At 73.3% G+C, this 24,892-nt stretch carries 17 protein-coding genes, 1 pseudogene and 1 riboswitch; of the genes and pseudogenes, 5 read left to right on the plus strand and 13 right to left on the minus strand.

The annotated features are described in order from the left end of the window. Nucleotides 1–56: 56 nt before the first annotated feature. Entirely contained in the window at nucleotides 57–209 is a 153-nt protein-coding gene (locus Sspor_RS13240; protein ID WP_202199319.1) for a hypothetical protein, read from the minus strand. A gap of 171 nt (nucleotides 210–380) precedes the next feature. Then, nucleotides 381–974: pseudogene (locus tag Sspor_RS13245) on the minus strand (thymidine kinase); the annotation flags it as partial. A gap of 264 nt (nucleotides 975–1,238) precedes the next feature. On the opposite strand from Sspor_RS13245, the gene Sspor_RS13250 reads away from it, so the two are divergent. Next, complete coding sequence (locus Sspor_RS13250; RefSeq protein WP_202199320.1) at nucleotides 1,239–1,673, plus strand: hypothetical protein; 435 nt, start codon at nucleotides 1,239–1,241, stop codon at nucleotides 1,671–1,673. A 178-nt stretch (nucleotides 1,674–1,851) separates the two neighbouring features. Here the strand turns inward: Sspor_RS13250 and Sspor_RS13255 are convergent, their stop codons facing one another. The 4 genes from Sspor_RS13255 to Sspor_RS13270 are packed head-to-tail and all read right to left on the minus strand — an operon-like array spanning nucleotide 1,852 to nucleotide 7,182. After that, a complete protein-coding gene (locus Sspor_RS13255; RefSeq protein ID WP_202199321.1) occupies nucleotides 1,852–2,502 on the minus strand; it encodes a thymidine kinase in 651 nt (216 codons plus the stop codon). 53 nt (nucleotides 2,503–2,555) lie between these two features. Continuing rightward, nucleotides 2,556–3,758, minus strand: coding sequence for an alkaline phosphatase family protein (locus Sspor_RS13260; protein ID WP_202199322.1), 1,203 nt, complete (start codon nucleotides 3,756–3,758; stop codon nucleotides 2,556–2,558). Next, nucleotides 3,758–4,357, minus strand: coding sequence for a DUF5998 family protein (locus Sspor_RS13265; RefSeq protein ID WP_069924106.1), 600 nt, complete (start codon nucleotides 4,355–4,357; stop codon nucleotides 3,758–3,760). Before Sspor_RS13265 ends, Sspor_RS13260 begins: the two co-directional genes overlap by 1 nt. A gap of 50 nt (nucleotides 4,358–4,407) precedes the next feature. After that, nucleotides 4,408–7,182, minus strand: coding sequence for a bifunctional acetate--CoA ligase family protein/GNAT family N-acetyltransferase (locus tag Sspor_RS13270; protein ID WP_202199323.1), 2,775 nt, complete (start codon nucleotides 7,180–7,182; stop codon nucleotides 4,408–4,410). Nucleotides 7,183–7,366: 184 nt separating this feature from the next. Here Sspor_RS13270 and Sspor_RS13275 point away from each other — a divergent pair, with 184 nt between their 5' ends. After that, nucleotides 7,367–7,648: an HPr family phosphocarrier protein gene (locus tag Sspor_RS13275; protein ID WP_030012489.1), complete on the plus strand. Its 282-nt coding sequence runs from the start codon at nucleotides 7,367–7,369 to the stop codon at nucleotides 7,646–7,648. Nucleotides 7,649–7,942: 294 nt separating this feature from the next. On the opposite strand, the gene Sspor_RS13280 is transcribed toward Sspor_RS13275, so the two are convergent. The 4 genes from Sspor_RS13280 to Sspor_RS13295 all read right to left on the minus strand — a co-directional run bounded on the left by Sspor_RS13280 (nucleotide 7,943) and on the right by Sspor_RS13295 (nucleotide 12,757). Then, on the minus strand, nucleotides 7,943–8,620 hold the full coding sequence (locus Sspor_RS13280) for a GntR family transcriptional regulator (protein WP_202199324.1): 678 nt from the start codon (nucleotides 8,618–8,620) through the stop codon (nucleotides 7,943–7,945). A 194-nt stretch (nucleotides 8,621–8,814) separates the two neighbouring features. Next, nucleotides 8,815–9,618: a M23 family metallopeptidase gene (locus Sspor_RS13285; protein ID WP_202199325.1), complete on the minus strand. Its 804-nt coding sequence runs from the start codon at nucleotides 9,616–9,618 to the stop codon at nucleotides 8,815–8,817. 13 nt (nucleotides 9,619–9,631) lie between these two features. Next, nucleotides 9,632–9,790, minus strand: a riboswitch (cyclic di-AMP (ydaO/yuaA leader). A 217-nt stretch (nucleotides 9,791–10,007) separates the two neighbouring features. Further along, complete coding sequence (locus tag Sspor_RS13290; RefSeq protein ID WP_202203640.1) at nucleotides 10,008–11,375, minus strand: M16 family metallopeptidase; 1,368 nt, start codon at nucleotides 11,373–11,375, stop codon at nucleotides 10,008–10,010. Between the two features lie 20 nt (nucleotides 11,376–11,395). Then, entirely contained in the window at nucleotides 11,396–12,757 is a 1,362-nt protein-coding gene (locus Sspor_RS13295) for a M16 family metallopeptidase (RefSeq protein WP_202199326.1), read from the minus strand. Between the two features lie 284 nt (nucleotides 12,758–13,041). Here Sspor_RS13295 and Sspor_RS13300 point away from each other — a divergent pair, with 284 nt between their 5' ends. Together Sspor_RS13300 and Sspor_RS13305 are read left to right on the plus strand one after the other, a co-directional pair. Then, a complete protein-coding gene (locus Sspor_RS13300; protein WP_202199327.1) occupies nucleotides 13,042–15,498 on the plus strand; it encodes a DNA gyrase/topoisomerase IV subunit A in 2,457 nt (818 codons plus the stop codon). A 99-nt stretch (nucleotides 15,499–15,597) separates the two neighbouring features. Beyond that, entirely contained in the window at nucleotides 15,598–17,670 is a 2,073-nt protein-coding gene (locus tag Sspor_RS13305; protein ID WP_202199328.1) for a restriction endonuclease, read from the plus strand. 38 nt (nucleotides 17,671–17,708) lie between these two features. Here Sspor_RS13305 and Sspor_RS13310 read toward each other — a convergent pair whose 3' ends face one another. Together Sspor_RS13310 and Sspor_RS13315 are read right to left on the minus strand one after the other, a co-directional pair. Then, nucleotides 17,709–18,824 (minus strand): CobW family GTP-binding protein, encoded by a 1,116-nt coding sequence (locus Sspor_RS13310; protein WP_202199329.1) that lies wholly within the window; start codon nucleotides 18,822–18,824, stop codon nucleotides 17,709–17,711. Nucleotides 18,825–18,848: 24 nt separating this feature from the next. After that, nucleotides 18,849–20,015 (minus strand): citrate synthase/methylcitrate synthase, encoded by a 1,167-nt coding sequence (locus Sspor_RS13315; protein ID WP_202199330.1) that lies wholly within the window; start codon nucleotides 20,013–20,015, stop codon nucleotides 18,849–18,851. A 65-nt stretch (nucleotides 20,016–20,080) separates the two neighbouring features. Between Sspor_RS13315 and Sspor_RS13320 the strand changes: the two genes are divergently transcribed. Next, nucleotides 20,081–21,316 carry a citrate synthase gene (locus Sspor_RS13320; protein ID WP_202199331.1) on the plus strand — a complete coding sequence of 412 codons (1,236 nt, stop codon included), beginning with the start codon at nucleotides 20,081–20,083 and terminating at the stop codon, nucleotides 21,314–21,316. Between the two features lie 88 nt (nucleotides 21,317–21,404). Here the strand turns inward: Sspor_RS13320 and Sspor_RS13325 are convergent, their stop codons facing one another. Beyond that, nucleotides 21,405–24,794, minus strand: coding sequence for an ATP-binding protein (locus tag Sspor_RS13325; RefSeq protein WP_202199332.1), 3,390 nt, complete (start codon nucleotides 24,792–24,794; stop codon nucleotides 21,405–21,407). Nucleotides 24,795–24,892: the final 98 nt, after the last annotated feature.

Consider the following 24,892-nt stretch of genomic DNA (forward strand, 5'->3'; position numbering starts at 1 on the left):
GCATGCCGGGAAGCTGCTGTGGTGATGTGGAGCGGAGGAGCCGGAGGCGCGAAGCGCTAGCCGTGGCCGTGCAGGGCCGTACGGCGCGTCTTGGGCGCTGCGGCGAGGGCCTCGCCGGCCGGGTCGGCGGCGGTCGCGACCCCGGCGGCCGGGCGCATCCCGAAGGCGGCCTGCTGCAGGCACTGCCTCGGAGAACGTGTGCGACCCATGGGCCGAGTGTACGGCCCACCCGACGGCCCGCCGGCCGGGTCACGTGGGCCGGCCGTCGTCGTGGGGTACGTCGATCGGGCCAGGGCGTACAGCCGCCGCCTGTCCGCTCGGCCGCACCCGGTTTCCGCTCCCGCGGATCGATGTCACGCCGCGGGAGACCCGTGTCCGGCTCAGGGCACCGCCTCGGCGTGGTAACGGCCGGGGAAGCGGAGCGGGCAGTCGATCGTTGCCGAGCCGGGCGGCATCGGAAGGTCCGTGCCCCAGAGGGTGGTGCGGTGCTGCCGGGTGACACGGCCGTCGGGTGTCACCCATTCCGTCGGGGCGCCGGCCTGGGCCGCGGCCGAGGTCATGCGGCGGCGGTGGTGGCGGCGGCACAGGACCTCGTAGCCGATCTCCCCCGCCGGGCGGTTCACGTCGCCGACCACCACCTACGCGCCCTCGACCACCATCTCCCCGCCCACCGTACGGGCGTTGTGCGTGGCGCGGGCACCGCACCAGCACAGGGCCTCGACCTGGAGCTGCTCCAGGCGGTCCGCCAGCTCGATCAGCCGCTGCGAGCCCGGGAACAGCTTCGTCCGGAAGTCCCTCGTGATGCCGAACGCGAAGACGTCCATGTCCAAGTCGTCCACGATGCGCGCCAGCTGGTCGATCTGGACGGGCGCCAGGAACTGGGCCTCGTCCACGATCACGTAGTCCGCCTTGCCGCCCTGGGAGATCTGCGCGACCAGATACGCCTACAGGTCCATGCCCCCCGGCGCCTCCACGACGCAGCGTGGGCCAAGTCCGGCGCTGAGATGAGCAGCCCGTCAGGGCAAGCGGCGGCAGGGGTGCCGAATCCTGACCGGGTGTCGGCGTACTCGACGGCCTTCCCGGCCGCGCAGTCCATACGAGCGCAACCTCCAGAAGTACGGTGACAGGCTTGGTCCGATGATCGATTGGCTCAGGGCACGCGGCAAAACCTGGGAACAGATCATCGAGAGTGCGACGCGCACCGGTGGGCAGGATCTCGGTCTCGGAAAGAGGACGGAATGATCACCGTTCAGTCGTTCGACCACTATGGCGAATGGGCCAGATTCGAACCGGCCACAGGATCACTGGTCATCCACGGCAGACATCAACCCGCGCCACAGGGCGAGCCGACCCCGAGTGGGCACTACGGCAGGCTGGGTGACGTACTGGCGGTGTTCTACCGGTACGAAGAGGACTTGCGCCTCCGCATCGGCGATCAAGAAATTGAACTGGGGAGCAGTCCAGAGGCACAACACGAACGTCTCGAAGACCGCTGCCGACTCGCCATTGGCCGCACATCCGTCGATTACACCGCTCCCGCGGTCCTGATCGACCCTTCCGAGGACCCCACGCCCTTCGCAGAGCCTGAAGACTTCGACTTCGGCCTGTTCGTCGTCAGTGTGCTCAGAAGCCCGTCCCGGAGAACCGCTCTCTATCTGTCGGAACACAGCTGATCCCGCCATACCGCCCTCCTGGAGCTACAGCTCCAGGAGGGCGGATCCGGTTACACGATCCGTCGGAACGGCCGCGGAGCCGCGAGAAGCGGAAAGCCCGGGCAGGGAAGGCAATAACACGGACCTGGCTTGTGGCCCATCCCGGTGACGACCATGGGACGGGCAAGAGGGGAGGCTTTCAGGCGTGGTTGACCGGGAGGACGTCCGGGGAGAGGGCGCCGGCCTGGGCCGCGGCCGAGGTCATGCGGCGGCGGTGGTGGCGGCGGCACAGGACCTCGTAGCCGATCTCCCCCGCCGGGCGGTTCACATCGCCGACCACCACCTGCGCGCCCTCGACCACCATCTCCCCGCCCACCGTACGGGCGTTGTGCGTGGCGCGGGCACCGCACCAGCACAGGGCCTCCACCTGGAGCTGCTCCAGGCGGTCCGCCAGCTCGATCAGCCGCTGCGAGCCCGGGAACAGCTTCGTCCGGAAGTCCGTCGTGATGCCGAAGGCGAAGACGTCCAAGCCGAGGTCGTCGACGATGCGGGCGAGCTGGTCGATCTGCTCGGGCGCCAGGAACTGGGCCTCGTCCACGATCACGTAGTCGGCCTTGCCGCCCTGGGAGATCTGCGCGACCAGGTACGCGTACAGGTCCATGCCCTCCGGCGCCTCGACCGCCTCCGTCACCAGACCCAGCCGCGAGGACAGCTTGCCCTCGCCCGCCCGGTCGTCACGGGTGAAGATCACGCCCTGGAGTCCACGCGCGTCACGGTTGTGCGCGATCTGGAGCGCCAGCGTGCTCTTTCCGCAGTCCATCGTTCCGGAGAAGAACACCAGCTCGGGCATGGGAAGTACGGGACCTTTCGGGTCGTGGGCAGGTGGTGGGCGGTGGGTGAGCGTCAGGTGCGGATCTCGAGCAGCGGGACGAGCTGCTCGGCCGCGGTCATGGAGCCGTGCATCCCGGCGAGGGCGGACTCGTTCGGCTCGTTGCGCGAGGCGGTGATCGCGACGTCGGCCTGAGCGGCCGCCACCACGTCGCCGATACGCCCGAGCACGCGCTCGTCGCACTCCCCCGGCGTGCCGAACCAGCCCAGTTCCAGGGCCTCTTCGCGGCTCGCGACCCAGAACCGGTCGCCGAGCACCTCGCGCCACACGGTCAGTACGTCGGCCTCGGCGCCGGGCACCGCGTACACGTGCCGGGCCCGGCCCTCGCCGCCCAGCAGGGCGACGCCGGCGCTCAGCTCCCAGTCCTCGTCGAAGTCGATCCGGGAATCCTCGTCGAAGGGGACGTCGACCATGCCGTGGTCCGCGGTCACGTACAGGGCGGTGCGCGGCGGCAGCTGCTCGGCGAGCCTCTGGACGAGCCGGTCCACGTACATCAGCTGGCCGCGCCACGCGTCGGAGTCCACACCGTGGCGGTGGCCGGCCCCGTCGAGCTCGCTGTAGTACGTGTAGACGAGCGAGCGGTCTCCGGCCGCGAGGCGCTCGGCCGCCAGGTCCATCCGCTCCTCGCCGGTCATCCGGCCGAGGAAGGTGCCGCCGCTCAGCGCGATCTTGGTGAGCGGGGTGGTCTGGAAGGCGGGCGAGGACACCTGGGCGGTCGCCACCCCGGCCTTGTCGGCCTGCTGGAAGACGGTCGGGTACGGCTGCCACGGCTTCGGTGCGGTCCACGGATGCCAGCGGAGCTGGTTCATCAGTTCGCCGGTGGCCGGATTGCGGACGGCGTAGCCGGGCAGGCCGTGCCGGGCCGGCGGCAGGCCGGTGCCCACGGAGGCGAGCGAGGTGGCGGTGGTCGCCGGGAAGCCCGCGGTGATCGGGCGGCCGGTGCCGCCGCGCGAGCTGCCGAGCAGGGAGGTGAGGTACGGGGCCTCGTCCCGGTGGGCCTTGATCTGCTCCCAGCCCATGCCGTCGACCAGGAACACGCAGTTCCGGTCGGCCGGGGTCAGCTCGGCGATGGTGGCGGTGAAGCCCGGGACGCCCTGGCCCGCCACGAGCGTGGGCAGCAGGTCGGCGAGCGACCCTGCGCCGTACTCCGGGACGGGGGCGCCGACCAGGTCCAGCAGTTCCGGCTCGGGCCACTCCTGTGCCGCGGAATACGCCATCAGCGGGCGGAGGGAGAGGACGTGGCCGCCGTGGCCTCGGAGAGCGCCTGCGCGAAGACCAGGGTCTGGCGCACGGCCTCCGGGCCGTCGCCGGCCTCGCTCACCCGCAGGCTGAGGTCGTCGGCGGTGGAGTTGCCGGTGTAGCCGTGGTCCGAGTCGCAGTTCGGGTCGCCGCAGGCGGCCGGCTCCAGGTCGATCCGGGATACCGCGCCCCAGCCGATGGTCAGGACGACCTCACGGGGCAGGGTGCCGGGGGTGTAGGACTCCGGGTTGGCGACGACGCGGCTGAGCACCACGGAGGAGATGCTGGACAGCTTGACCGACTCGGTGGAGGTGGTCGCGTACGGGGAGGGGGACCCGGCGTCGGCGGCCTGCTCGTCGGTGTGGCTGACGATGAAGCGGTTGCCGGTCAGGACCAGCACGGTGACGTGGCGGCGCACCTCGTTGGAGTCGAAGGTCGTCTCCTGGTGGACCAGGTACGACGAAATCGGCTCGCCGCCCACCGCGGCCTCCACCGCCTCGGCCACGAGGGCCGGGTAGTAGCCGCTGCGCTCGATCGCCGTGCGCAGCCCCTGGGTCGTCGTACCGGATTTCGCCATGAGGTCCATCCTAAGGCCCGTACGGGGCCCTCAGGCCGCGCCGTACCCGGTCAGTAACTGGGGAGGGTCCGCGGGCCGAGATCACCGCGGGCCGGCGGGTGGGCCACGCGGACGGTGGCGCTGAGCACGGAGACTCCCTCGGCGGCCACCACGACGGGCTCCAGTGAGACGCCGATCACCTCCGGGTGGTCGTCGACGAGGCGGGACAGCCGCAGGAGCAGCTCCTCCAGGGCGGGGGTGTCCACGGGGTCGCTGCCGCGCCAGCCGAACAGCAGGGGCGCGGTCCGGATGGACCGGATCAGTCCGGCGGCGTCACGGTCGGTGGCCGGGACGAGCCGGTGCGCGGTGTCGCCGAGCAGCTCGGAGGCGACGCCGGCGAGCCCGAAGGAGAGGACGGCGCCCGCCGCGGGGTCGATGACGGAGCGGACGACGGTGTCGACCCCGCGCGGGACCATCGCCTGCACCACCGGCTGGAGCTCGGCCGGTTTGCCCAGCGCGTCGGTGAGCTCCTCGTACGAGCGCCTCAGCTCGGCCTCGTTCGTGAGGTCGAGGCGTACGCCGCCCAGGTCAGCGCGGTGGCGCAGGTGCGGTGCGGTGGTCTTGAGCGCCACCGGGTAGCCCAGGACGGCGGCGGCGCGGACAGCGGCGTCGGCGCTCGGCGCGGGCAGGGTGGGCAGGACGCGGATCCCGTACCGCGCGAGCAGTTCGCGGGCGTCCCAGTCGGTCAGGGTCAGCACGGCCCCGGCGTCGACGTCGGCCAGCAGCCCGGCCAGCCGGTCGGCGGCCCCGGCCTCGTCGATGTCCTCGTACTCGGGGACCTGCCCGGCCTCGGCGGTGGCCCGGCGCCACTGCCCGTACCGGACGGCTTCGGCGACGGCCTTGACCGCCCGCTCGGCGGCGGGGTAGCTGGGGATGCTGTCCCCCGCGGCGGTGTACAGCCGCGCGGGCGTCGGAGCGGGGGCGGGCTCGGTGGTCCGGCTGGGGGCCGGGCGCGGGCCGCGCACGGCGGACAGGGCCTCGACCAGCTCGCCCAGCTCGACGTGCACCACGGCGACGGGCTTGCCCGGGTACTCGGCCACCGCGTCGCGCAGGGCTCCGGCCAGGTCGTCCGCCGGAGCGTCCTCGCTCACCCACGGGATAGCCGTGACCACCACCGCGTCGCTGTCCTCGGAGCGGAGCGCATCGGTCAGGGCGGTGCGGAAGTCCGCGGGCGCGGCCGCCGTCGTCAGATCCAGCGGCGGCAGCGGTCGCAGGCCCTGGGCGAGGCAGGCGTCGTAGGTGAGGATCCCGAGGGATTCGGAGTTGCCGAGGATCGCGATCCGGGGCCCGGCGGGCAGCGGCTGCGTCGCCAGCAGGAGGCCGACGTCCACCAGCTCGGTGACCGTGTCGACGCGGATCACTCCGGCCTGGCGCAGCAGGGCGGAGACGGTGGCCTCCGACAGCCGGGTGTCGGGGACGACGTGTCCGGCCGGGCTGTGCCGGCCGCCCTTGGCGACGACCACCGGTTTGACGGCCGCCGTCCGGCGGGCGAGGCGGGTGAACTTCCTGGGGTTGCCGAGGGTTTCGAGGTAGAGCAGGGCGACGTCGGTCGCCTCGTCGTCGTACCAGTACTGGAGGATGTCGTTGCCGGACACGTCGGCGCGGTTCCCCGCGGAGACGAAGGAGGAGAGGCCCTCGCCGCGCCGGACCAGCGCGGAGAGCAGGGCGATGCCGATCGCCCCGGACTGGGTGAACAGGCCGATCCGGCCGCGCGTGGGCATGGGGGCGGGGGTCAGGGAGGCGTTGAGCTCCACCTCCGGCGCGGTGTTGATCACCCCGTAGGCGTTCGGACCGATCAGCCGCATCCCGTACGAGCGCACCTGCCGCACCAGTTCACGCTGGCGGGCGAGTCCGGCCGGGCCGCTCTCCCCGTATCCGGCGGACAGGACGACGAGCCCCTGCACCCCGTGCTCGCCGCAGGCGGCCACGGCGTCGGGGACGCGGTCGGCCGGGACCGCGATCACGGCGAGGTCGACCGGGGCGCCGATGGCGCCGATGGCGCGGTACGCGCGCACGCCGTCGAGCAGGTCGCGGGTGACGGCCTCGTTGACGGCGTAGAGGTGGCCGTGGAAGCCGCTGTCGCGCAGGTTGCGCAGGGCGGCCGCCCCCACACCGGCGCCGGAGCGGCTGACCCCGACGACGGCGACCGAGCCGGGCGCCAGCAGCCGCTGCACCGAGCGGGCCTCGGCGCGCTGTTCGCGGGCGCGCTGCACGGCGAGGGACTCGGCGGTGGGTTCGAGGTCGAGGGTGAGATGGACGGAGCCGTCCTCGAAGCTGCGCTTCTGCTGGTAGCCGGCGTCCGTGAAGACTTTGATCATCTTGGTGTTCGCGGGCAGCACCTCGGCGGCGAACCGCCGGATGCCGCGCTCCCGGGCCACCGCGCCGATGTGTTCGAGGAGGGCGGAGGCGACCCCGCGGCCCTGGTGGGCGTCCTGGACGAGGAAGGCGACCTCGGCCTCGTCGGCGGGCCCGGAGGCGGGCCGGCCGTCGGCGTCGATGCGGTCGTAGCGGACGGTGCCGATGAACTCCCCGCCGATGGTCGCGGCGAGGCCGACCCGGTCCACGTAGTCGTGGTGCGTGAAGCGGTGGACGTCGCGGTCGGAGAGCCGGGGGTAGGGGGCGAAGAACCGGTAGTACTTCGACTCGTCCGAGACCTGCTCGTAGAAGCTGACGAGCCGGCCCGCGTCCTCGGTGGTGATGGGCCTGATCCGGGCGGTGCCGCCGTCGCGGAGGACGACGTCGGCTTCCCAGTGGGCCGGGTACGAGGGGTCCGACTCGATGGTCATGGGCCTACCTTACGGCCGGATCGGGCCCTGAAGCGCTCGCGCGGCGCATAAGGCGATACGGGGCAAATCAGTGCAAGCTGGGGAAGGTCGAACGGCGGAAAATTCAGGCCGGAGGTAGGTCCGAGCATTCCGGGCGTCGTGAGAGACTGGTCTAGACAACCGTAAGAACCTGAAGGGCATCACCATGGCAGAGCGCCGCGTCAACGTCGGGTGGGCCGAGGGCCTGCACGCTCGTCCCGCCTCGATCTTCGTCCGTGCGACGACCGCCTCCGGCGTCCCGGTGACCATCGCGAAGTCCGGCGGCGACCCCGTCAACGCCGCCTCCATGCTGGCGGTTCTGGGCCTGGGCGCCCAGGGCGGCGAGGAGATCGTCCTCGCCTCCGAGGCCGAGGGCGCGGACGCCGCGCTCGACCGTCTCGCGAAGCTGGTCGCCGAGGGTCTCGAGGAGCTCCCCGAGACCGTCTGACCCTTCGGGTTCGACCGTTCGACCCCCCGCGCGAAGCCGCGGCCCCCGGACCGGGGGCCGCGGCTTCGCCGTTCCACGGGCCGGCCGCCGCCCCGGGCCCTGACGGACGCCCCCGCGGGAAACGGGAACCGGGAACCGGGGAAATACCGCCGGCCTCAAAGGGGTGCCACCCGGATTCCGCGCATGCCGAATTCAGCCGGGCTGGAATTCCGTACGGATAATGGGCCCGCCGCAGAAACCGACCGGCCGCGCACAGGGAATTCCGGCGGTCCCACCCTTTGTATACGGCTCCTGTTAATGCCGGCCGCTCGGCATGTTTACGGCAGGTTGCGAAGTGCTCACCGCCGGGCGGAGCCGCAGCCGGTGCGCGCCCACCGCCCGGTCGGTGTGGAGCGCGGTCAGCGCCCGCGCCCGCTCGGCGTCGCCGCGCGCCACCCCGTCCACGATCGCCCCGTGCTCCGCCCAGGACTCCGCGGGCCGGACCGGCGCTTCCACCACGTACATCCACGCGATCTTGTGCCGCAGCTGCGTGAGCAGCGCGATCAGGCCGGGGCTGCCGGAGGACTGCGCGAGCGTCTCGTGGAACCAGCCGCCCAGGGACCGCAGGTCCTCTCCCTGCCCCCGCCTGGCCCGCTCCTGACCCAGCCTGACCAGCCCGCGCAGCACCTTGAGGTGCGCGTCGGTGCGCCGCCGGGCGGCTCTCGCGGCAGCCAGCGGCTCCAGGAGCATCCGCAGCTCCAGCAGGTCCGCGGCCTCCTGCTCGGTCGGCTCGGCCACGCAGGCCCCCGCGTGGCGCCGTGTGGTCACGAACCCCTCGGACTCCAGGGTCCGCAGGGCCTCGCGGACCGGGACGCGCGAGACCCCGTACCGGCGGGCCAGCACCTCCTCGGTCAGCCTTCCGCCCGGCTCGAACACCCCGGAGACGATGTCGTCGCGGATTGCTGTGCATACCGCGTGCGCAGGAATACGCAAGACCGAACCTCCGCCTATTTCCGACTGCCAGCCTCATTGCACGCACATGCGCGCGCTGCGACTCTATTGCAACACAGAATAATTTCCGAGAGCGGCCGGAAATCCGAAACATTTGCACAAAGACGCAACATACGAAGACCCCGGCTCGGGGAGCCGGGGTCTTCGATGAAGCGGTGAGGCGGTGCGCGCCGGGGTCAGACGCTGACGCCGTGCGAGCGCAGGTACGCGATCGGGTCGATGTCCGAACCGTACTGCGAGCCCGTGCGGGCCTCGAAGTGGAGGTGCGGGCCGCTGGAGTTGCCGGTGGAGCCCGACAGGCCGATCTGCTGGCCGGGGGTGACCTGCTGGCCGACGGAGACGTTCAGCGAGGTCATGTGCCCGTACTGGGTGTACGTACCGTCGTTGTGCTTGATGACGACGTTGTTGCCGTACGCCCCGCCCCAGCCGGCCTCGACGACGGTGCCGAGACCCACCGCGTGGACCGACGTGCCGGAGGCGGCGTGGAAGTCGATGCCCGTGTGGCTGCCGGAGGACCACATGCCGCCGCCCGCGTGGTACTGCGTGCTGACGTACGAGCCGTCCACCGGGGCGACGAAGGTGTTGAGGCGCTTGCGCTCCTCCTCGCGGGCGGCGCGCTCGGCGGCCTCGCGCTCGACCTTCGCCTTGGCCTCGGCGACGCGCTTGGCCTCGGCGGCCCGCTGCTTCGCGTCGGCCTCGGCCTGCGCCTTGGCGGCGTCCTGCTCGGCGACGCGGTGCTGGGACTCGGCCTGGTCGGCGATGTCACCCGCGAGGTCCTCGGCGACGACCACGGCGCCCAGGCCGTTGTCCTGGCCGATGGTGCTGCTGTGGTTGTCCGCGGCGAAGGCCGGGGCGGCGAGGGAGCCGACGACGCCCGTGGTGGCGATCGCGGCGATACCGGCGTAACCGGCGGTCTTCTTGCTCAGGCGGCTGGAACCACGGTGCTTACCGGAACCAGCGGGACGACTGCCAAACGCCATGAAGGGTTTGATCCTTTCCTTCCTTCTCGCCTACCGGGTTAGCTGACGGGTTCGGAGCAGGAAGGTCTCCTACGGGCCTCCTCTTGCGAGGGGGTCCGATTCACCCCAGGGACTCATGTGGGTCCCCGGCTCCCCAGGCTCGCGCCTGACGGGGACTCGGCGATCGCTGCCCGGTGCCGCGGGTGCGGCGGGCACAACTGACGGACAGCACGGCCGACGCTAGGCGGATCATCAGTCAATCGCCAAACAGACGCGGCTTTTTGTTGCGTACGCCACACCGCATACAAGCAACCTCACCACTAAACAGACAAAAGGGGTTCTGGTGACCAAGTCACCAGAACCCCTTGCTGAAACCTTCAGCCGGCCCTCAATCGGCCGTCGTCCGACGGTCAGTTGGAGACGACCGTCACCTCTCCGATCCCGAGGGCCCGCACGGGCTCCTCGATGACCGCCGCGTCGCCCACCAGGACGGTGACCAGCCGGTCCGCGGGGAAGGCCTGGACGACCGCCGTGGTCGCCTCCACCGTCCCCGTCGCGGCGAGCTGGGCGTACAACTGCGCCTGGTAGTCGTCCGGCAGCTCCTGCTCGACCTGGTCGGCGAGGGTGCCCGCGACCGAGGCCGCCGTCTCGAACTTCAGCGGGGCCACGCCCACCAGGTTCTGCACGGCCACATCGCGTTCGGCGTCGGTCAGACCGCCCTCCGCGAGGGTGCGCAGCACCTTCCAGAGGTCCTCCAGCGCCGGCCCGGTGTTCGGGGTGTCCACCGAGCCGCTGATGGCGAGCATCGAGGCACCCTTGCCGTCCGCGGTGGAGCGCAGCACCTGGCCGAAGGCGCGTACGCCGTAGGTGTACCCCTTCTCCTCGCGCAGCACCTTGTCCAGGCGTGAGGTGAGGGTGCCGCCCAGGCAGTACGTGCCCAGCACCTGGGCCGCCCACACCCGGTCGTGGCGGTCCGCCCCGATCCGGCCGATCAGCAGCTGCGTCTGGACCGCGCCGGGCCGGTCCACGATGACCACGCGGCCGGTGTCGTCCGCGGTCACCGGCGGGACCGGCAGGGCCGCGGCGGTGTTGCCCGTCCAGGTGCCCAGGGTGTCCGCGAGCACGGCGTCCAGGTCGATGCCGGTCAGGTCGCCGACGACCACCGCGGTGGCGGTGGCGGGGCGTACGTGGGCCTCGTAGAAGGCGCGTACGGCGGCCGAGTCGATCCGGGCGACCGTCTCCTCGGTGCCCTGGCGCGGCCGGGACATCCGCAGGGTGGCCGGGAAGAGCTCCTTGGAGAGCTGCTTGGCGGCGCGGCGCTGCGGGTTGGCCAGCTCGTGCGGGATCTCGTCGAGCCGGTTGCGCACCAGGCGGTCGACCTCGGCGTCGGCGAAGGCCGGGGCGCGCAGCGCCTCGGCGAGCAGACCCAGCGCCTTGGGCAGCCGGGAGGCCGGGACCTCCAGCGAGACCCGCAGGCCCGGGTGGTCGGCGTGGGCGTCCAGGGTGGCGCCGCAGCGCTCCAGCTCGGCCGCGAACTCCTCGGCGGAGTGCTTGTCGGTGCCCTCGGAGAACGCCCGCGCCATGATGGTCGCCACGCCGTCCAGGCCCTCGGGCTCGGCGTCGAGCGGGGCGGCGAGGTTGACCTCGACCGCGACGACCTGCTGGCCCGGCCGGTGGCAGCGCAGCAGGGTCAGCCCGTTGGACAGCTGTCCGCGCTCGGGGGCCGGGAAGGCCCACGGCTGCGGCTCGCCGGCCTGCGGCTGCGGGTGGAAGGTCATCGTGACGGCTGCCGTGTCGCTCACTGCTCCGCCCCCTCGTTCTCGTCGGAGTCGTCGGACTCTTCGTGCTGGTCGGACCCGTCGGCCGCGAGCGGCTCGTAGACGAGCACCGCGCGGTTGTCCGGGCGCAGCCTGGCCGCGGCCACGGCCTGCACCTCCTCGGCGGTGACGTCGAGGACGCGCTGGACGGCGGTCAGCGCCAGCTGCGGGTCGCCGAACAGCACCGCGAAGCGGCACAGTTCGTCGGCGCGCCCGGCCACCGTGCTCAGCCGGTCCAGCCACTCGCGCTCCAGCTGGGCCTGGGCGCGCTCCATCTCCTCGGCCGTCGGGCCCTCGGCGGCGAACCGCGCGAGCTCCTCGTCCACGGCCGCCTCGATGGCGGGGATCTCGACCCCGCTGGAGGTCTTGACGTCCAGCCAGCCCAGAGAGGGCGCCCCGGCCAGGCGCAGCATGCCGAAGCCGGCCGCTACGGCCGTCTGGTCGCGGCGGACCAGGCGGTTGTGCAGCAGCGAGGACTCGCCGCCGCCCAGGATGGTGAGCGCCACGTCGGCGGCGTCGCACTCGCGGGTGCCGTCGTGCGGCAGCCGGTAGGCGGCCATCAGCGCACGCGCCGGGACCTCCTCGACGATCTCCTCGCGCAGCTGCTCCCCGATGACGTCGGGCAGCGAGCCGTCGCGGGGCGGCTGCTTGCCGTCGTGCGCGGGGATGCTGCCGAAGTACTTCTCGACCCAGGCGAGCGTCTTCTCGGGGTCGATGTCCCCGACGACCGACAGCACCGCGTTGTTGGGCGCGTAGTACGTGCGGAAGAAGGCGCGCGCGTCCTCCAGGGAGGCGGCGTCCAGGTCGGCCATGGAGCCGATCGGGGTGTGGTGGTACGGGTGGCCCTCGGGGTAGGCCAGGGCGGTGAGCCGCTCGAAGGCCGTGCCGTAGGGGACGTTGTCGTAGCGCTGGCGGCGCTCGTTCTTGACGACGTCGCGCTGGTTCTCCATGGACTCGTCGTCCAGGGCGGCCAGCAGTGACCCCATCCGGTCCGCTTCCAGCCAGAGCGCGAGCTCCAGCTGGTGCGTCGGCATGGTCTCGAAGTAGTTGGTGCGCTCGAAGCTGGTGGTGCCGTTGAGGGAACCGCCGGCGCCCTGGACCAGTTCGAAGTGTCCGTTGCCGGGTACGCTCGCCGACCCCTGGAACATCAGGTGCTCGAAGAGGTGAGCCAGGCCGGTGCGTCCCTTGACTTCGTGGCGCGAGCCGACGTCGTACCAGAGGCAGACCGCGGCGACCGGGGTCAGGTGGTCCTCGGAGAGCACCACGCGCAGGCCGTTGGCCAGCCGGTGCTCGGTCGCTGTCAGGCCGCCGGAGCCGGCCTGGGCTGTGGCCGTGTGACCCATGGGCATGTGGTCCCTTCGATCGCGATGCAGAGATTTCTTATCGACCTGCCACTGTATGCAAGCGCGCCGACCGCCGGATAAGTTCCCGGGTCACTCCCCGCACTCCGTCCAGGGGACCCCCGGGGTCGGAGTCGGCGTTGTCGGTGCGTCGGGCCACAATGGTCCGCGTCGTACCCTCGCCGGACACGACAAGAGCGCCGGACCCCGGCCAGACCAGCCAGACCCAGCCAGACAGCCCGCCAGACACCCAGCACACCCCATTTTGGTTAAGGAGCCGCGCAGCGATGGCCCGCCGCAGCACGAAGACCCCGCCGCCGGAGGATTTCGAGGAGAAGATCCTCGACATCGACGTCGTCGACGAAATGCAGGGCTCCTTCCTCGAGTACGCGTACTCGGTGATCTACTCCCGTGCCCTGCCCGACGCCCGGGACGGCATGAAGCCGGTGCACCGGCGCATCGTGTACCAGATGAACGAGATGGGCCTGCGCCCCGACCGCGGCTACGTGAAGTGCGCCCGTGTCGTCGGCGAGGTCATGGGCAAGCTGCACCCGCACGGTGACGCGTCGATCTACGACGCCCTCGTGCGCATGGCCCAGCCCTTCTCGATGCGGCTGCCGCTGGTCGACGGCCACGGCAACTTCGGCTCGCTCGGCAACGACGACCCGCCGGCCGCGATGCGTTACACCGAGTGCAAGATGGCCGACGCCACCTCGCTGATGACGGAGTCGATCGACGAGGACACGGTCGACTTCACCGCGAACTACGACGGCCAGGAGCGGGAACCGGTGGCCCTGCCCGCCGCGTACCCGAACCTGCTGGTCAACGGCGCGTCCGGGATCGCGGTCGGCATGGCGACCAACATGCCGCCGCACAACCTCGGCGAGGTCATCGCGGCCGCCCGCCACCTCATCCGGCACCCGCAGGCGGACCTGGAGGCGCTGATGCGCTTCGTGCCGGGTCCCGACCTGCCCACGGGCGGCCGGATCGTCGGACTCTCGGGCATCAAGGACGCCTACGAGAACGGCCGCGGCACGTTCAAGATCCGCGCGACGGTGGCCGTGGAGGACGTGACGGCGCGCCGCAAGGGCCTGGTCGTCACCGAACTGCCCTTCACGGTCGGCCCCGAGAAGGTGATCGCGAAGATCAAGGACCTGGTCGGCTCGAAGAAGCTCCAGGGCATCGCCGACGTGAAGGACCTCACCGACCGCTCGCACGGCCTGCGCCTGGTCATCGAGATCAAGAACGGCTTCCACCCGGAGGCCGTCCTGGAGCAGCTCTACAAGCTGACGCCGATGGAGGAGTCCTTCGGCATCAACAACGTGGCCCTGGTGGACGGGCAGCCGCTGACGCTGGGCCTCAAGGAGCTGCTCGAGGTCTATCTCGACCACCGCTTCGAGGTCGTGCGGCGGCGCAGCGAGTTCCGCCGCACCAAGCGCCGCGACCGGCTGCACCTGGTCGAGGGCCTACTGGTGGCGCTCCTCGACATCGACGAGGTCATCCGGCTCATCCGGGACAGCGACAACTCCGCGCAGGCCAAGACCCGGCTGATGGAGCGGTTCTCGCTGAGCGAGATCCAGACCCAGTACATCCTGGACACCCCGCTGCGCCGCCTCACCCGGTTCGACCGGATCGAGCTCGAGTCCGAGCGCGACCGGCTGACCGGCGAGATCGACGAGCTGACCGGGATCCTGGAGTCGGACATCGAGCTGCGCAAGCTGGTCTCCGCGGAACTGGCGGCGGTCGCGAAGAAGTTCGGCACCGAGCGCCGTACGGTGCTGCTGGAGTCCGCGGGCACCGCGGTCGCGGCGGTTCCGCTGGAGGTCGCGGACGACCCCTGCCGGGTGCTGCTGTCCTCGACGGGCCTGCTGGCCCGTACGGCGAACGGCGAGGCGCTGCCGGAGGAGGAGGGCGGCGCCCGCGCGAAGCACGACCTGATCGTCTCGCAGGTCGCGGCGACCGCCCGGGCCGATGTCGGCGCGGTCACCTCGTACGGGCGGCTGCTGCGGCTGTCGGTGATCGATCTGCCCCAGCTGCCGGACACGCACGCCGCGCCGAACCTGGCCGGCGGCGCCCCGGTCTCGGAGTTCCTCTCCGGGCTGGAGGCGGACGAGAAGGTGATCTGCCTGACCTCGCTGGACGAGTCCTCGCAGGGCCTCGCGCTGGGCACCGAGCAGGGCGTGGTCAAGCGCGTCGTGCCGGACTACCCGGCGAACAAGGACGAGCTGGAGGTCATCACCCTCAAGGAGGGCGACCGGATCGTCGGCGCGGTCGAGCTGCGCACGGGTGAGGAGGACCTGGTCTTCATCACCGACGACGCCCAGCTGCTGCGCTACCCGGCGGGCCAGGTCCGTCCGCAGGGCCGCCCCGCGGGCGGTATGGCGGGCATCAAGCTCACCGGCAACGCGAAGGTGATCCACTTCTCGGCCGTGGACCCGGCGCGGGACGCCGTGGTCTTCACGGTGGCGGGCTCGCAGGGCACGCTGGAGGGCTCGGTGCTGTCCGGGAAGCTGACCCCCTTCGACCAGTACCCGCGCAAGGGCCGGGCCACGGGTGGCGTGCGCTGCCAGCGGTTCCTGAAGGGCGAGGACGTACTGGTCCTGGCCTGGGCGGGCGGTTCCCCCGTCCGCGCGGCGGCGGCGAACGGCACTCCGGCCGAGCTGCCGGCCGTCGACCCGCGCCGGGACGGCTCGGGGGCGGCACTGCCGTCGGCGGTCGCAGCGCTGGCGGGAGCCGCGCTGTAGGTCGCGGGAGGGCATTCGGGTGGTACGACCGGGGGGACGTACCACCCGAATGCCGACTAGTGTTTTCCCCGTGGACGTGGTGGGGGGAGAGCGCAGCTGATGAGCCGTCGAGCGGGCAGCGGACTGATCGGGAACTGGGCGGAGGCGCAGCGCAGGCAGCAGCAGACGCAGCTGGTCCAGCAGCGGGAGGCCGAGCGCCGGCAGCGGGCCCACGAACGGGACGCGAACCGGAGCCACCGGCAGTACCGCGAGGCCGAGGCCCTGCGGCGGACCGCGCAGCTCGACGCGGAGGTCGAATCCCTGAAGGGCCTGTTGGCCGCGGGCTGCCGGGCACCGGCGTTCCGGATGTCCGCCCTGGCCCGGCCCGACCGGCTGCAGCCCTTCGATCCCGGAGCCCTGGCGCACCCGGTGCCGATGCCCCGCATCGAGGACTTCCAGCGGCAGAGCAGCGGCTGGACCCTCGGCTCGAACCACCGCGCGCAGGCGGAGCGGGAGGCGCACGCCCGCTACACCCAGGCCTGGCAGGCCGCGAACGCCGCCGAGGCGCAGCGCCGGCAGCAACTGGCCGCCTACCAGCAGCAGTACGACCGGTGGGCGGCGGAACAGATCGCCGGGTTGCAGGCGCACAACAGCGGGCTGACGGAGCTGGCCGACTCGCTGCGCGCGGGCGACGCCGAGGCGGCGGTGGAGTACTTCTCGGCGGCCCTGTACGCCTCGACGGCCTGGCCCGAGGGGCTGCCGAGGCAGGTGGCGGCCGCGTACGACCCGGCCGCGCGCCAGCTCGTGCTGGACTGGGAGCTGCCCGGGTACGCGGTGGTGCCGCAGGCCCGGGCGGTCCAGTACCTGCCGAGCACGGACCAGGACAAGGTGAAGCCCCGCCCGGTGACGGAACGACGGGCTCTGTACCGGGACCTGCTGGCCCAGTGCGTGCTGCTGGTGGTGCGCGAGCTGTACGCGGCGGACGAGTTCGGCGTACTGGACTCGGTCGTGGTCAACGGGTTCGTGGACTGCCACGATCCGGTGACGGGCCAGGAGGCGCGGTTCGTGCTCGCCACGGTGCCGGCGGAGCGCGGCGCCTTCGCCGGACTGCGGCTGGAGCAGGTCAGCGCGGTGGACTGTCTGGTCTCGGGGCTGGGCGGGCTGCTGTCGGCGCGGCCCGACCAGCTGACGGCGGTACGTCCCGGGCGCCGTCCCGACGAGGTCGGCGGAGGCGTCGTCAGCCACGGCGGGCCCGCGGGCGACGCGGACGAGGACGAGCCGGACCTCTTCGCGATGGACCCGATCGCCTTCGAGAACCTGGTCGCCGAGCTGTTCCGGGCGATGGGCATGGAGGCGGTGACCACGCAGCGGTCGGGTGACGGCGGGGTGGACGTGGAGGCGGTGGACCCGGCGCCGATCCGGGGCGGGCGGATCGTGGTACAGGTCAAGCGCTACCGCAACACGGTGCCGCCGACGGCCGTGCGCGATCTGTACGGCACGGTCCAGGACAAGGGGGCGAACAAGGGGGTGCTGGTCACCACCGCGACCTTCGGGCCCGGGTCGTACACCTTTGCCAACGGCAAGCCGCTGGAGTTGGTTCCCGGGGCGGACCTGGTCGAGCTGCTCCACCAGTACGGGCTGCGCGGCCGGCTCGGCGGCGGCACGGCCCCCGCCCGGCGGCCCGCCGCCGCCGATCCGGCTCCCCCGGCCGACCACAACGTGCTCGGCATGTCGTGGTCGGGTGCGGTCGCCCTCGACGTGTGCGCGCTCGTGTGCACGGGGAACCGGGTGCTCAGCGAGGAGCACTTCGTCTTCTTCAACAACCCGCGGACCCCGGACGGTTCGGTGAGGGCCCGCGCGCACGCGGCGCCCGACAAGGCGGCGCTGGAGGTCTCCTTCGACGCCCTGCCGTCGCAGGCCGACCGGCTGGTCCTCGTGGCCGCGATCGACCCGGAGGTCGATCCCCACGCCGACCTCGCCGGGTTCACGGACGCCCATATCCGGCTGCTGTCCGCCGGGGGCGAGGAACTGGGCCGGCTGGACGTCTCCGACGGGCGCGCCGGCGAGACCGCTCTGGTCCTCGGCTCGTTCCGGCACCGCTCCAACGGCGACTGGGACTTCGTGATCGGCGGCAAGGGCTACCGCGGCGGCCTGGAGGCTCTGCTGGGCGAGTTCGGGGTCGAGGTCGCCTAGGCGGTGACCCGGCGGCGTGGTGCCGGGGGCCCGCGCCCTCAGTCCTCGTCCGTGCCGGTCCCGGACTCGAACCCGACCCCGGCCTCGGGCTCGGGCTCGTGCCGGGCCACGTACCGCAGGACGCCCCACATGCTCTCGGGGCGTGCCTCGTGCGGGGCCGGTTCCCGGCAGGCCTCCAGCTCGCGCAGCAGACCCGGCCCGTCGGTGCCGGAGCCGATCAGGACGAGCCGGCTCACGCGGGCTTCGCCCCGCCCCCAGGGCCGCGGGGCGAAGCGGAGGAAGCGGCCCACCGCGTGGACCTCGTAGCACTCCCCGTGCCCGGGTACGCCGAAGTGGACGAAGCCCTTGATCCGGTAGAGCCCGGCGGGCCGCCGGTCGAGGAAGTCGATGAACCGGCGCGGGGACAGGGCCTGTTCGGAGGTGAACTCCGTGCTCTCGTACGCGGCGTGCGCGTGACCGCAGCGGTCGTGGCCGTCGCCGCCCTCGCCGTGGCCGCCTGCCTCGGCGAGCAGGTCCTCGAAGGAGAGCTGTCCCCGGGTCTCGGTCCAGGGCCTGCGGTCGAAGAGCAGTTCCGGGTCGATCCGCCCGTGGTCGGCGCCCACGACCGGGGTGCCCGGGGCGCAGAGCACGGCGAGCTCCCGCTCGATCCGGGCCCGCTCGGCCGCGTCCACCCGGTCGGTCTTGTTGAGTACTACCAGGTCCGCGACGGCGAGGTGGCGGTCGGTCTCCGGGTGTCTGCCACGGGTGGCGTCGAACTCGGCGGCGTCCACGACCTCCACCATCCCGCCGTAGCGGATGGCGGGATTCTCGCTGGCCATGAGCATCCGGATCATCTCCTGGGGCTCGGCCAGCCCGCTCGCCTCGATGACGATCACGTCGATCCGGTGGACGGGGGCGGAGAGCTTCTCCAGGTACGCGTCGAGTTCGCTGCCGTCGACGGCGCAGCAGAGGCAGCCGCCGCCGAGGGAGACCATGGAGTCCCCGACCTGGCCGGCCACCGCCATCGCGTCGATCTCGATCGATCCGAAGTCGTTGACGACGACGCCGATGCGGGTGCCCCCGCGACTGGCGAGGAGGTGGTTCAGCACGGTGGTCTTGCCGGATCCGAGGAAACCGGCGAGGACGACGACGGGGATGGGCTGCCTGCTGTTCACCCGGTCGATCGTAGCCAGGCTCCGTCAGCCCAGTGGCGGCACCGGGTGGGGCGGGGTGGGACCGGTGTACCGGGCGGCCGGGCGGATGATCTTCGAGTCGGCGGCCTGTTCCAGGATGTTCGCGCTCCAGCCGACCACCCGGGCCGCGCAGAAGGTCGGTGTGAACATCTCTCGCGGGAGGCCGCACAGCTCCATGACCACGCCCGCGTAGAACTCCACGTTGGTGTGCAGTTCCCGGCCCGGCTTCAGTTCGGCGAGGATCTCCTCGACCTGGCGCTCGACCTCGACGGCGAAGTCCACGAGGGGGCCGCCGAACTGGAGGGCGATCTCGCGCAGCATGCGCGAACGGGGGTCCTCGGTGCGGTAGACGGGGTGCCCGAAGCCCATGATCCGGTCACCCGCCAGGACGCGCTCGCGGATCCACGGCCCGATCCGTTCCACGGTGCCGATGGCGTCGAGGGTGTCCAGGGCCCGGCTGGGGGCGCCGCCGTGCAGGGGGCCGGAGAGCGCGCCGATCGCCCCGGTCAGGCAGGCCGCGACGTCGGCTCCGGTGGAGGCGATCACCCGGGCGGTGAACGTCGAGGCGTTGAAGCCGTGGTCGACGGTGGACATCAGGTACCGCTCGACCGCTCGGGCCCCGACCGGGTCGGGTTCCCGGCCGGTCAGCATGTAGAGGTAGTTGGCCGCGTACGGGAGGTCCTCGCGCGGCTCCACCGGCTCCAGGCCCTGGCCCAGCCGGTGCAGGGCGGTCAGCAGGGTCGGTACGGCGGCGCAGGCGGCCAGCGCGTCCGCGGACCGGTGGCCGGGGTCGAGGTCGTAGACCGGGCGGAAGCCGGAGGAGGCGCCGAGCAGCGAGAGGGCGGTGCGCAGCCCGGCGAGGGGGCCGGAGAGCCGGGTGGCGCTGGCCAGGGCCGGCAGGGCGTCCCGTACCTCCTCGGGCAGTCGGCGCAGGGGGGCGATCTCGGCCTCGAAGGCGGCGCGCTCGGCCAGGTCCGCGGGGAGCGTGCCGCGGAACATCAGGTGCCACACGTCCTCGAAGCTGCGGTCGGCGGCGAGCTCGACGGCCGAGTACTGGCGGTAGTGGTAGAAGCCCTCCCCGCCCCGGACGTCGCCCAGCTCGGTTTCGGTGACCACGACTCCCGCGAGGCCGCGGGGTACTTCCACGGTGGTGTTCATGGATCGACCATCCATGATGGATTCAATCGCTGTCAATATTGATTGAATCAACATTGATGTCCATCTGTAGGGTGTTCGTCATGAGCGACCAGACGGACAACGGGCGCAGGCTCAGCACGCAGGAGGCGGCCCGCGCACTCGGGGTGAAACCGGCGACGGTGTACGCGTACGTCAGCCGGGGCCAGCTCACCAGCCGCCGCGATCCCGCCGGGCGGGGCAGCAGCTTCGACGCCGCCGAGGTGGAGGCGCTGGCCCGGCGGAGCCGGCGCGAGGCGGCGGCCCCCACCGGGGAACTCTCCGTCCGCACGGCGCTCACCCTCATCGAGCCCGACCGGTACTGGTTCCGTGGCGTGGACGCCGTGGAGCTGGCCTCCCGGTACCGCTACGAGGAGGTCGCCGAGTGGCTCTGGACGGGCACCCTCACGCCCGGGGCCCGGTTCACCGCTCCCCCGCAGGCTCTGGAGGCGGCCCGGCGGGCCGTGGCCGCACTGCCGGAACACGGCGGCCCCGTCGACCGGTTGCGGGTGGCGGTCGCCGCCGCGGCGGTGGCGGATCCGCTGCGCTTCGACCTGTCCGAGGAGGCGGTGCTCGGATCCGCGCGTGCGCTGATCCCCACGCTGGTCGGCGCACTGCCCGAGGCGTCCCCGGCCCGGTGGGCCGGGGACGGCCGCATCGCCCGGCAGCTCTGGTCGCGGCTGACGGCACGGGAGCCGGACCCGGACGCGCTGGCCGTGCTGGACCTCGCGCTGGCCCTGCTGGTCGACCACGACCTGGCCGCCTCGACCCTGGCCGTACGGGTGGCCGCCTCGGCGCGGGCCCATCCGTACGCGGCGGTGTCCGCCGGGCTCGGCGCCCTGGAGGGCCCGCTGCACGGCGCGGCCGGACGGCTCGCCCACCGGATGCTGGTGGAGGTGCTGGAACAGGGCGGGGCCGCGCCGGTGGTGGCGGAGTACCTGCGGGCGGGACGCCGGGTCCCCGGGCTCGGCCACCGGCTGTACGCGGGCGAGGACCCGCGCGCGCGGGCCCTCTTCGCCCGGCTGGAGGGGCTGGAGCAGGCCGGTCCGGCGCTGGGTGCGGCGCGCGAGGTGGCCGCGGTGATGGCCCGGCAGGGCGGGCTGCACGCCAACGTGGACCTGGCACTGGCCGTGCTGACCGTGTCGTGCGGGATGCCGGCGGAGGCCGGGGAGACGGTCTTCGCGGTGGCCCGCACCGCGGGCTGGGTGGCGCACGCCCTGGAGGAGTACCAGGAGCGGCCGCTGCGGATGCGGCCGAGCGGGCAGTACCACGGGCCCCGCCCGCCCCAGCCGATGCCGTGACGGGCCCGGCCCACCCGGCCCACCCGGGCCGCCCGGCCGCCGGCCGGCCTCGGAGGCAGGCCCGCCCGAACGCGGGTCGGCCCGGACGTCAGCCGGCGCCCCACGGGCTGTGCCACCGCTCGGCGACGGCCGCCGCGCGGGCGAAGTGGCCGGCGGCCTCGTCCGCGCGGCCCAGCAGCACGGCCAGTTCGCCCAGGGTGCGGGCAACCGGGCGGACCGCCACGGTGAACCCGGAGGAGGGCGGCGGGGCGTCGCGGTAGGGCAGCAGGGCCGCGTACAGCTCCTCGGCGCCCGTCCGCTCCCCGAGCGTGACCAGGGTCATCGCCCGGAGCGTCGCGAAGACCTTGAAGAAGTAGTCCGTCCGCAGCGGTCCCGCCCGGTCGAGGATCTCGCGGGCCTCCCGCTCCTCTCCCGCGGCGGCCAGTGCGACCGCGAGCAGGTCCCCGGCCGGCGGGCCGAAGGCCGCGTACACCTGCCGCAGCCACGGCAGCGACTCCGCGAGCCGCCCCTGGCTCACCCGCAGCGTCGCGATCGCGATCGCGAGGACCCCCTCCGCGTGAGGGGACCCCTGCCGGGCCATCCGCGCGGCCGCCTGCCGGTAGAGCCGTTCCGCCTCCTCGAACCGCCCCTCGACGTGGGCCCAGGTCGCCTCGACGGTCTCGCCGACGGCCGCCGGTCCGGGCATCCGGAAGGTCCGCGCGAACCGGGTCCACCGGCCCACGAGCCCGCGGGCACCGGCGACATCGCCCTCGGCGGCCAGCGCCGTGGAGCGGATGAACATTCCGTACCACTGGTGGCCCGGCAGGTCGTGCGCGGCGCCGATCCGTTCGAGTTCGCCTCCCAGCGCGGCGCGTTCGGGCCATTCCAGGTCGGCGTCGAGTTCCTTGACCAGCGCCGCGAGCGCCCCCGCCCGCAGCACGGGGTCCCCGGTCCCCTCCGCGAGGGCGAGCGCCTCGCGGGCCGCCGCCCGTACACCGGGGACCTTGGCGTCGGACAGCTCGGCGGCGTACGCACCCAGCAGCAGGCACCGTACGGCGGGTTCGTGACCGGGCCGGGCCAGCAGACGCTCCAGCAGCTCCAGCACCGGTCGGTCGACCATGCCGTAGGGCCGCGTCTGCCACGGGGTCGGCTCGGTCCACGCCGTGAACGCCGCGACCAGCAGGTCGTCCCGGCCGGCGCCGACCGCGCGGTCGATCGCGGTACGCCGGGTCGTGCGGGCCGCCATGACCGCCCCGGCCCGTACCTGGGCCCGTACCAGCCGTCCCAGCAGCTCGGCGCGCTCCGCGTCCCGGTCGCCGCCGGGCGCCGCGGGGACCCGCTCGAAGCACTCCACCGCCTCGGCGAGCAGCGCGGCGGCCACGTCATGGGCGAAACGGCTCTCGGCGAGCCGGGCGGCCCGCAGGCAGTACGCGACGGCCTTCGCCGCCGTCGCCGAGGAGGCCGCGCGGACGTAGTGGTGGGCCAGCGCGGAGACGTCGTCCGGGGCGAGTCGCTCCAGGCAGGCCGCGATCCGGCCGTGCATCCGCGAGGAGCGCAGCCGGCTGAGGTCCGCCAGCAGGGTGTCGCGCACCAGCGCGTGGGCGAACCGGACCCGGCCCGGCTCGGGTTCGACCAGCAGCCCGGCGAGCAGACCGGCCTCCAGCGCGCCCAGTACGCCGTCCTCGCCGATGTCGGCCGCCCCGGCCAGGACCTCGACGCCGGACTCGCGTCCGGCCACCGCGGCCAGGCGCAGTACGGCCACCGCCGCCTCGGGGAGGCGTCCGAGCCGCCGTCGCAGCACGTCCCGGACTCCCTCGGGCACCTCGGACAGCGCCACGAGCGAGCCCTCGCTGCCCAGCAGCCTGGCGCTCTCCCGGACGTAGAAGGGGTTCCCTCCCGTCCGTTCGGCCAGCGCGGCCACGACCTCCGGGTCGACCTGCGGACCGCCCACGGCACGGACCACCTCGGCCACGGCCTCCTCGGCGAGGCCGCGCAGTGCGATCCGGGCCGGTGAACGCCGCGCCAGGCCGGCCAGGGTGTCGTCGAGCCGGCCCTGCGTGTCCTCCGGCCGGTACGCGCCCACGACGAGCAGCGCCGTACCCGCGGGGAGGTCGGCCACGCCCGACAGCAGCGCCAGCGTCTCCGCGTCGGCCCAGTGCAGGTCGTCCAGGACGACGGCGACGGGGCGCCCCCGCGCGGCCTGCGCCAGCCACTGCCCGACGGCGCGGTGCAGCCGGAACCGCCCCGCGGCGGCGTCGCCGGCGCCGGCCGCCGGGCCGGTGGCGGGGGCGCCCTCGGACAGCAGGGGCGCCAGTGCGGCGGCCGCCGCGGGCTCGGGCGGCGCGGCCGCGGCGACCGCGCGCAGTGCTTCGACCCAGGCCCAGGCGGGTGGCGCGCCCTCGGCGTCGGTGGTGCGCCCGAAGGCGACGAGCCAGCCCTCGGCGCGGAGCAGGTCTCCGAGGGCGTGCAGCAGCGCCGATTTGCCCAGCCCGGCCTCGCCGGTGACCAGCGCGACCGCGGGGCCGGCCACGCGGGCCCGGTGCGCCGCCGCTGTCAGCCGCGCGAGTTCCTCCTCGCGCCCGACGAACGGCCCGGCCCCGGTGGCGGCCGGCACCGCGGGCAGCGCCGGCTGGGCCGCGGAGCCCTGCACCGGGGCCCGCTCGGGAGGCTCGGGGGGCGTGGGGGGCTCGGCGGGCGTGGCCGTCACGGGCTCCGGTGGCCGGGTGGCCTCGCGCAGCACACGGCCGTCCTGGGCGAGGACCGCCTTCTCCAGCTCGACCAGGGCGGCGCCGGGATCCAGTCCCGCCTCCTCGGCCAGTACCGTCCTGGCCCGGCGCAGCGCCGAGAGCGCGTCGGCCTGCCGGCCCGCCGCCCACAGCGCGAGGGCGTGCAGCCGCCAGGCCTCCTCCCGCAGCGGCTCCTCGCGGGTGAGCAGCGCGGCCTCGGCGACCGCCCCGGCCGTGTCGGCGCCGCCCCGCAGCCCGGCGGCGACGGCGAGTTCACGGGCGGCCGTCCGCAGTTCGCCGAGCCGCATGATCTCCGCGTGGGTCCACGGCTCGTCGGCGCAGTCCGCGTACGCCGGCCCCTGCCACAGCGCCAGCGCCTCGCGGAGCAGGGCCGCGGCGGTGTCCGGCCCGGTGGCCAGGGACTCGCGGGCCCGGCCCAGCAGCCGCTCGAAGCGCCAGGCGTCGACGGCGTCCTCGGGAAGCCGCAGCGCGTACCCGGGCGGCGCGCTCACCAGCAGCCGGGCGGGGCTGCGCGGGGCCCGGCCCGGTTCGAGGAGGCGACGCAGGTTGGAGACGTAGGCCTGGAGCGAGGCCACGGCCCGGGCGGGCGGCGCCCCCTGCCAGAGTTCCTCGATCATCCGGTCGACGGACACGACCCGGCCGCGCGCCGACACGAGCAGGGCCAGTACGGAGCGCTGGCGGTGGCCGCCGAGCGGGATCGCTTCGCCGTCCCGCTCGGCCGCGAGGGAGCCGAGTACGCGTATGTGGACCATGACTCCGCCAACGTACGCGAAATCGGTCAACTCCGGCCCGCACAAGGCCGGATGGCGTCAGAGAACTCTCCAAGTACCTTCCAAGTGCCGTCCAGGAA

Source organism: Streptomyces spororaveus (assembly GCF_016755875.1).
In the GTDB taxonomy this organism is placed as follows: Bacteria; Actinomycetota; Actinomycetes; order Streptomycetales; family Streptomycetaceae; genus Streptomyces; species Streptomyces spororaveus.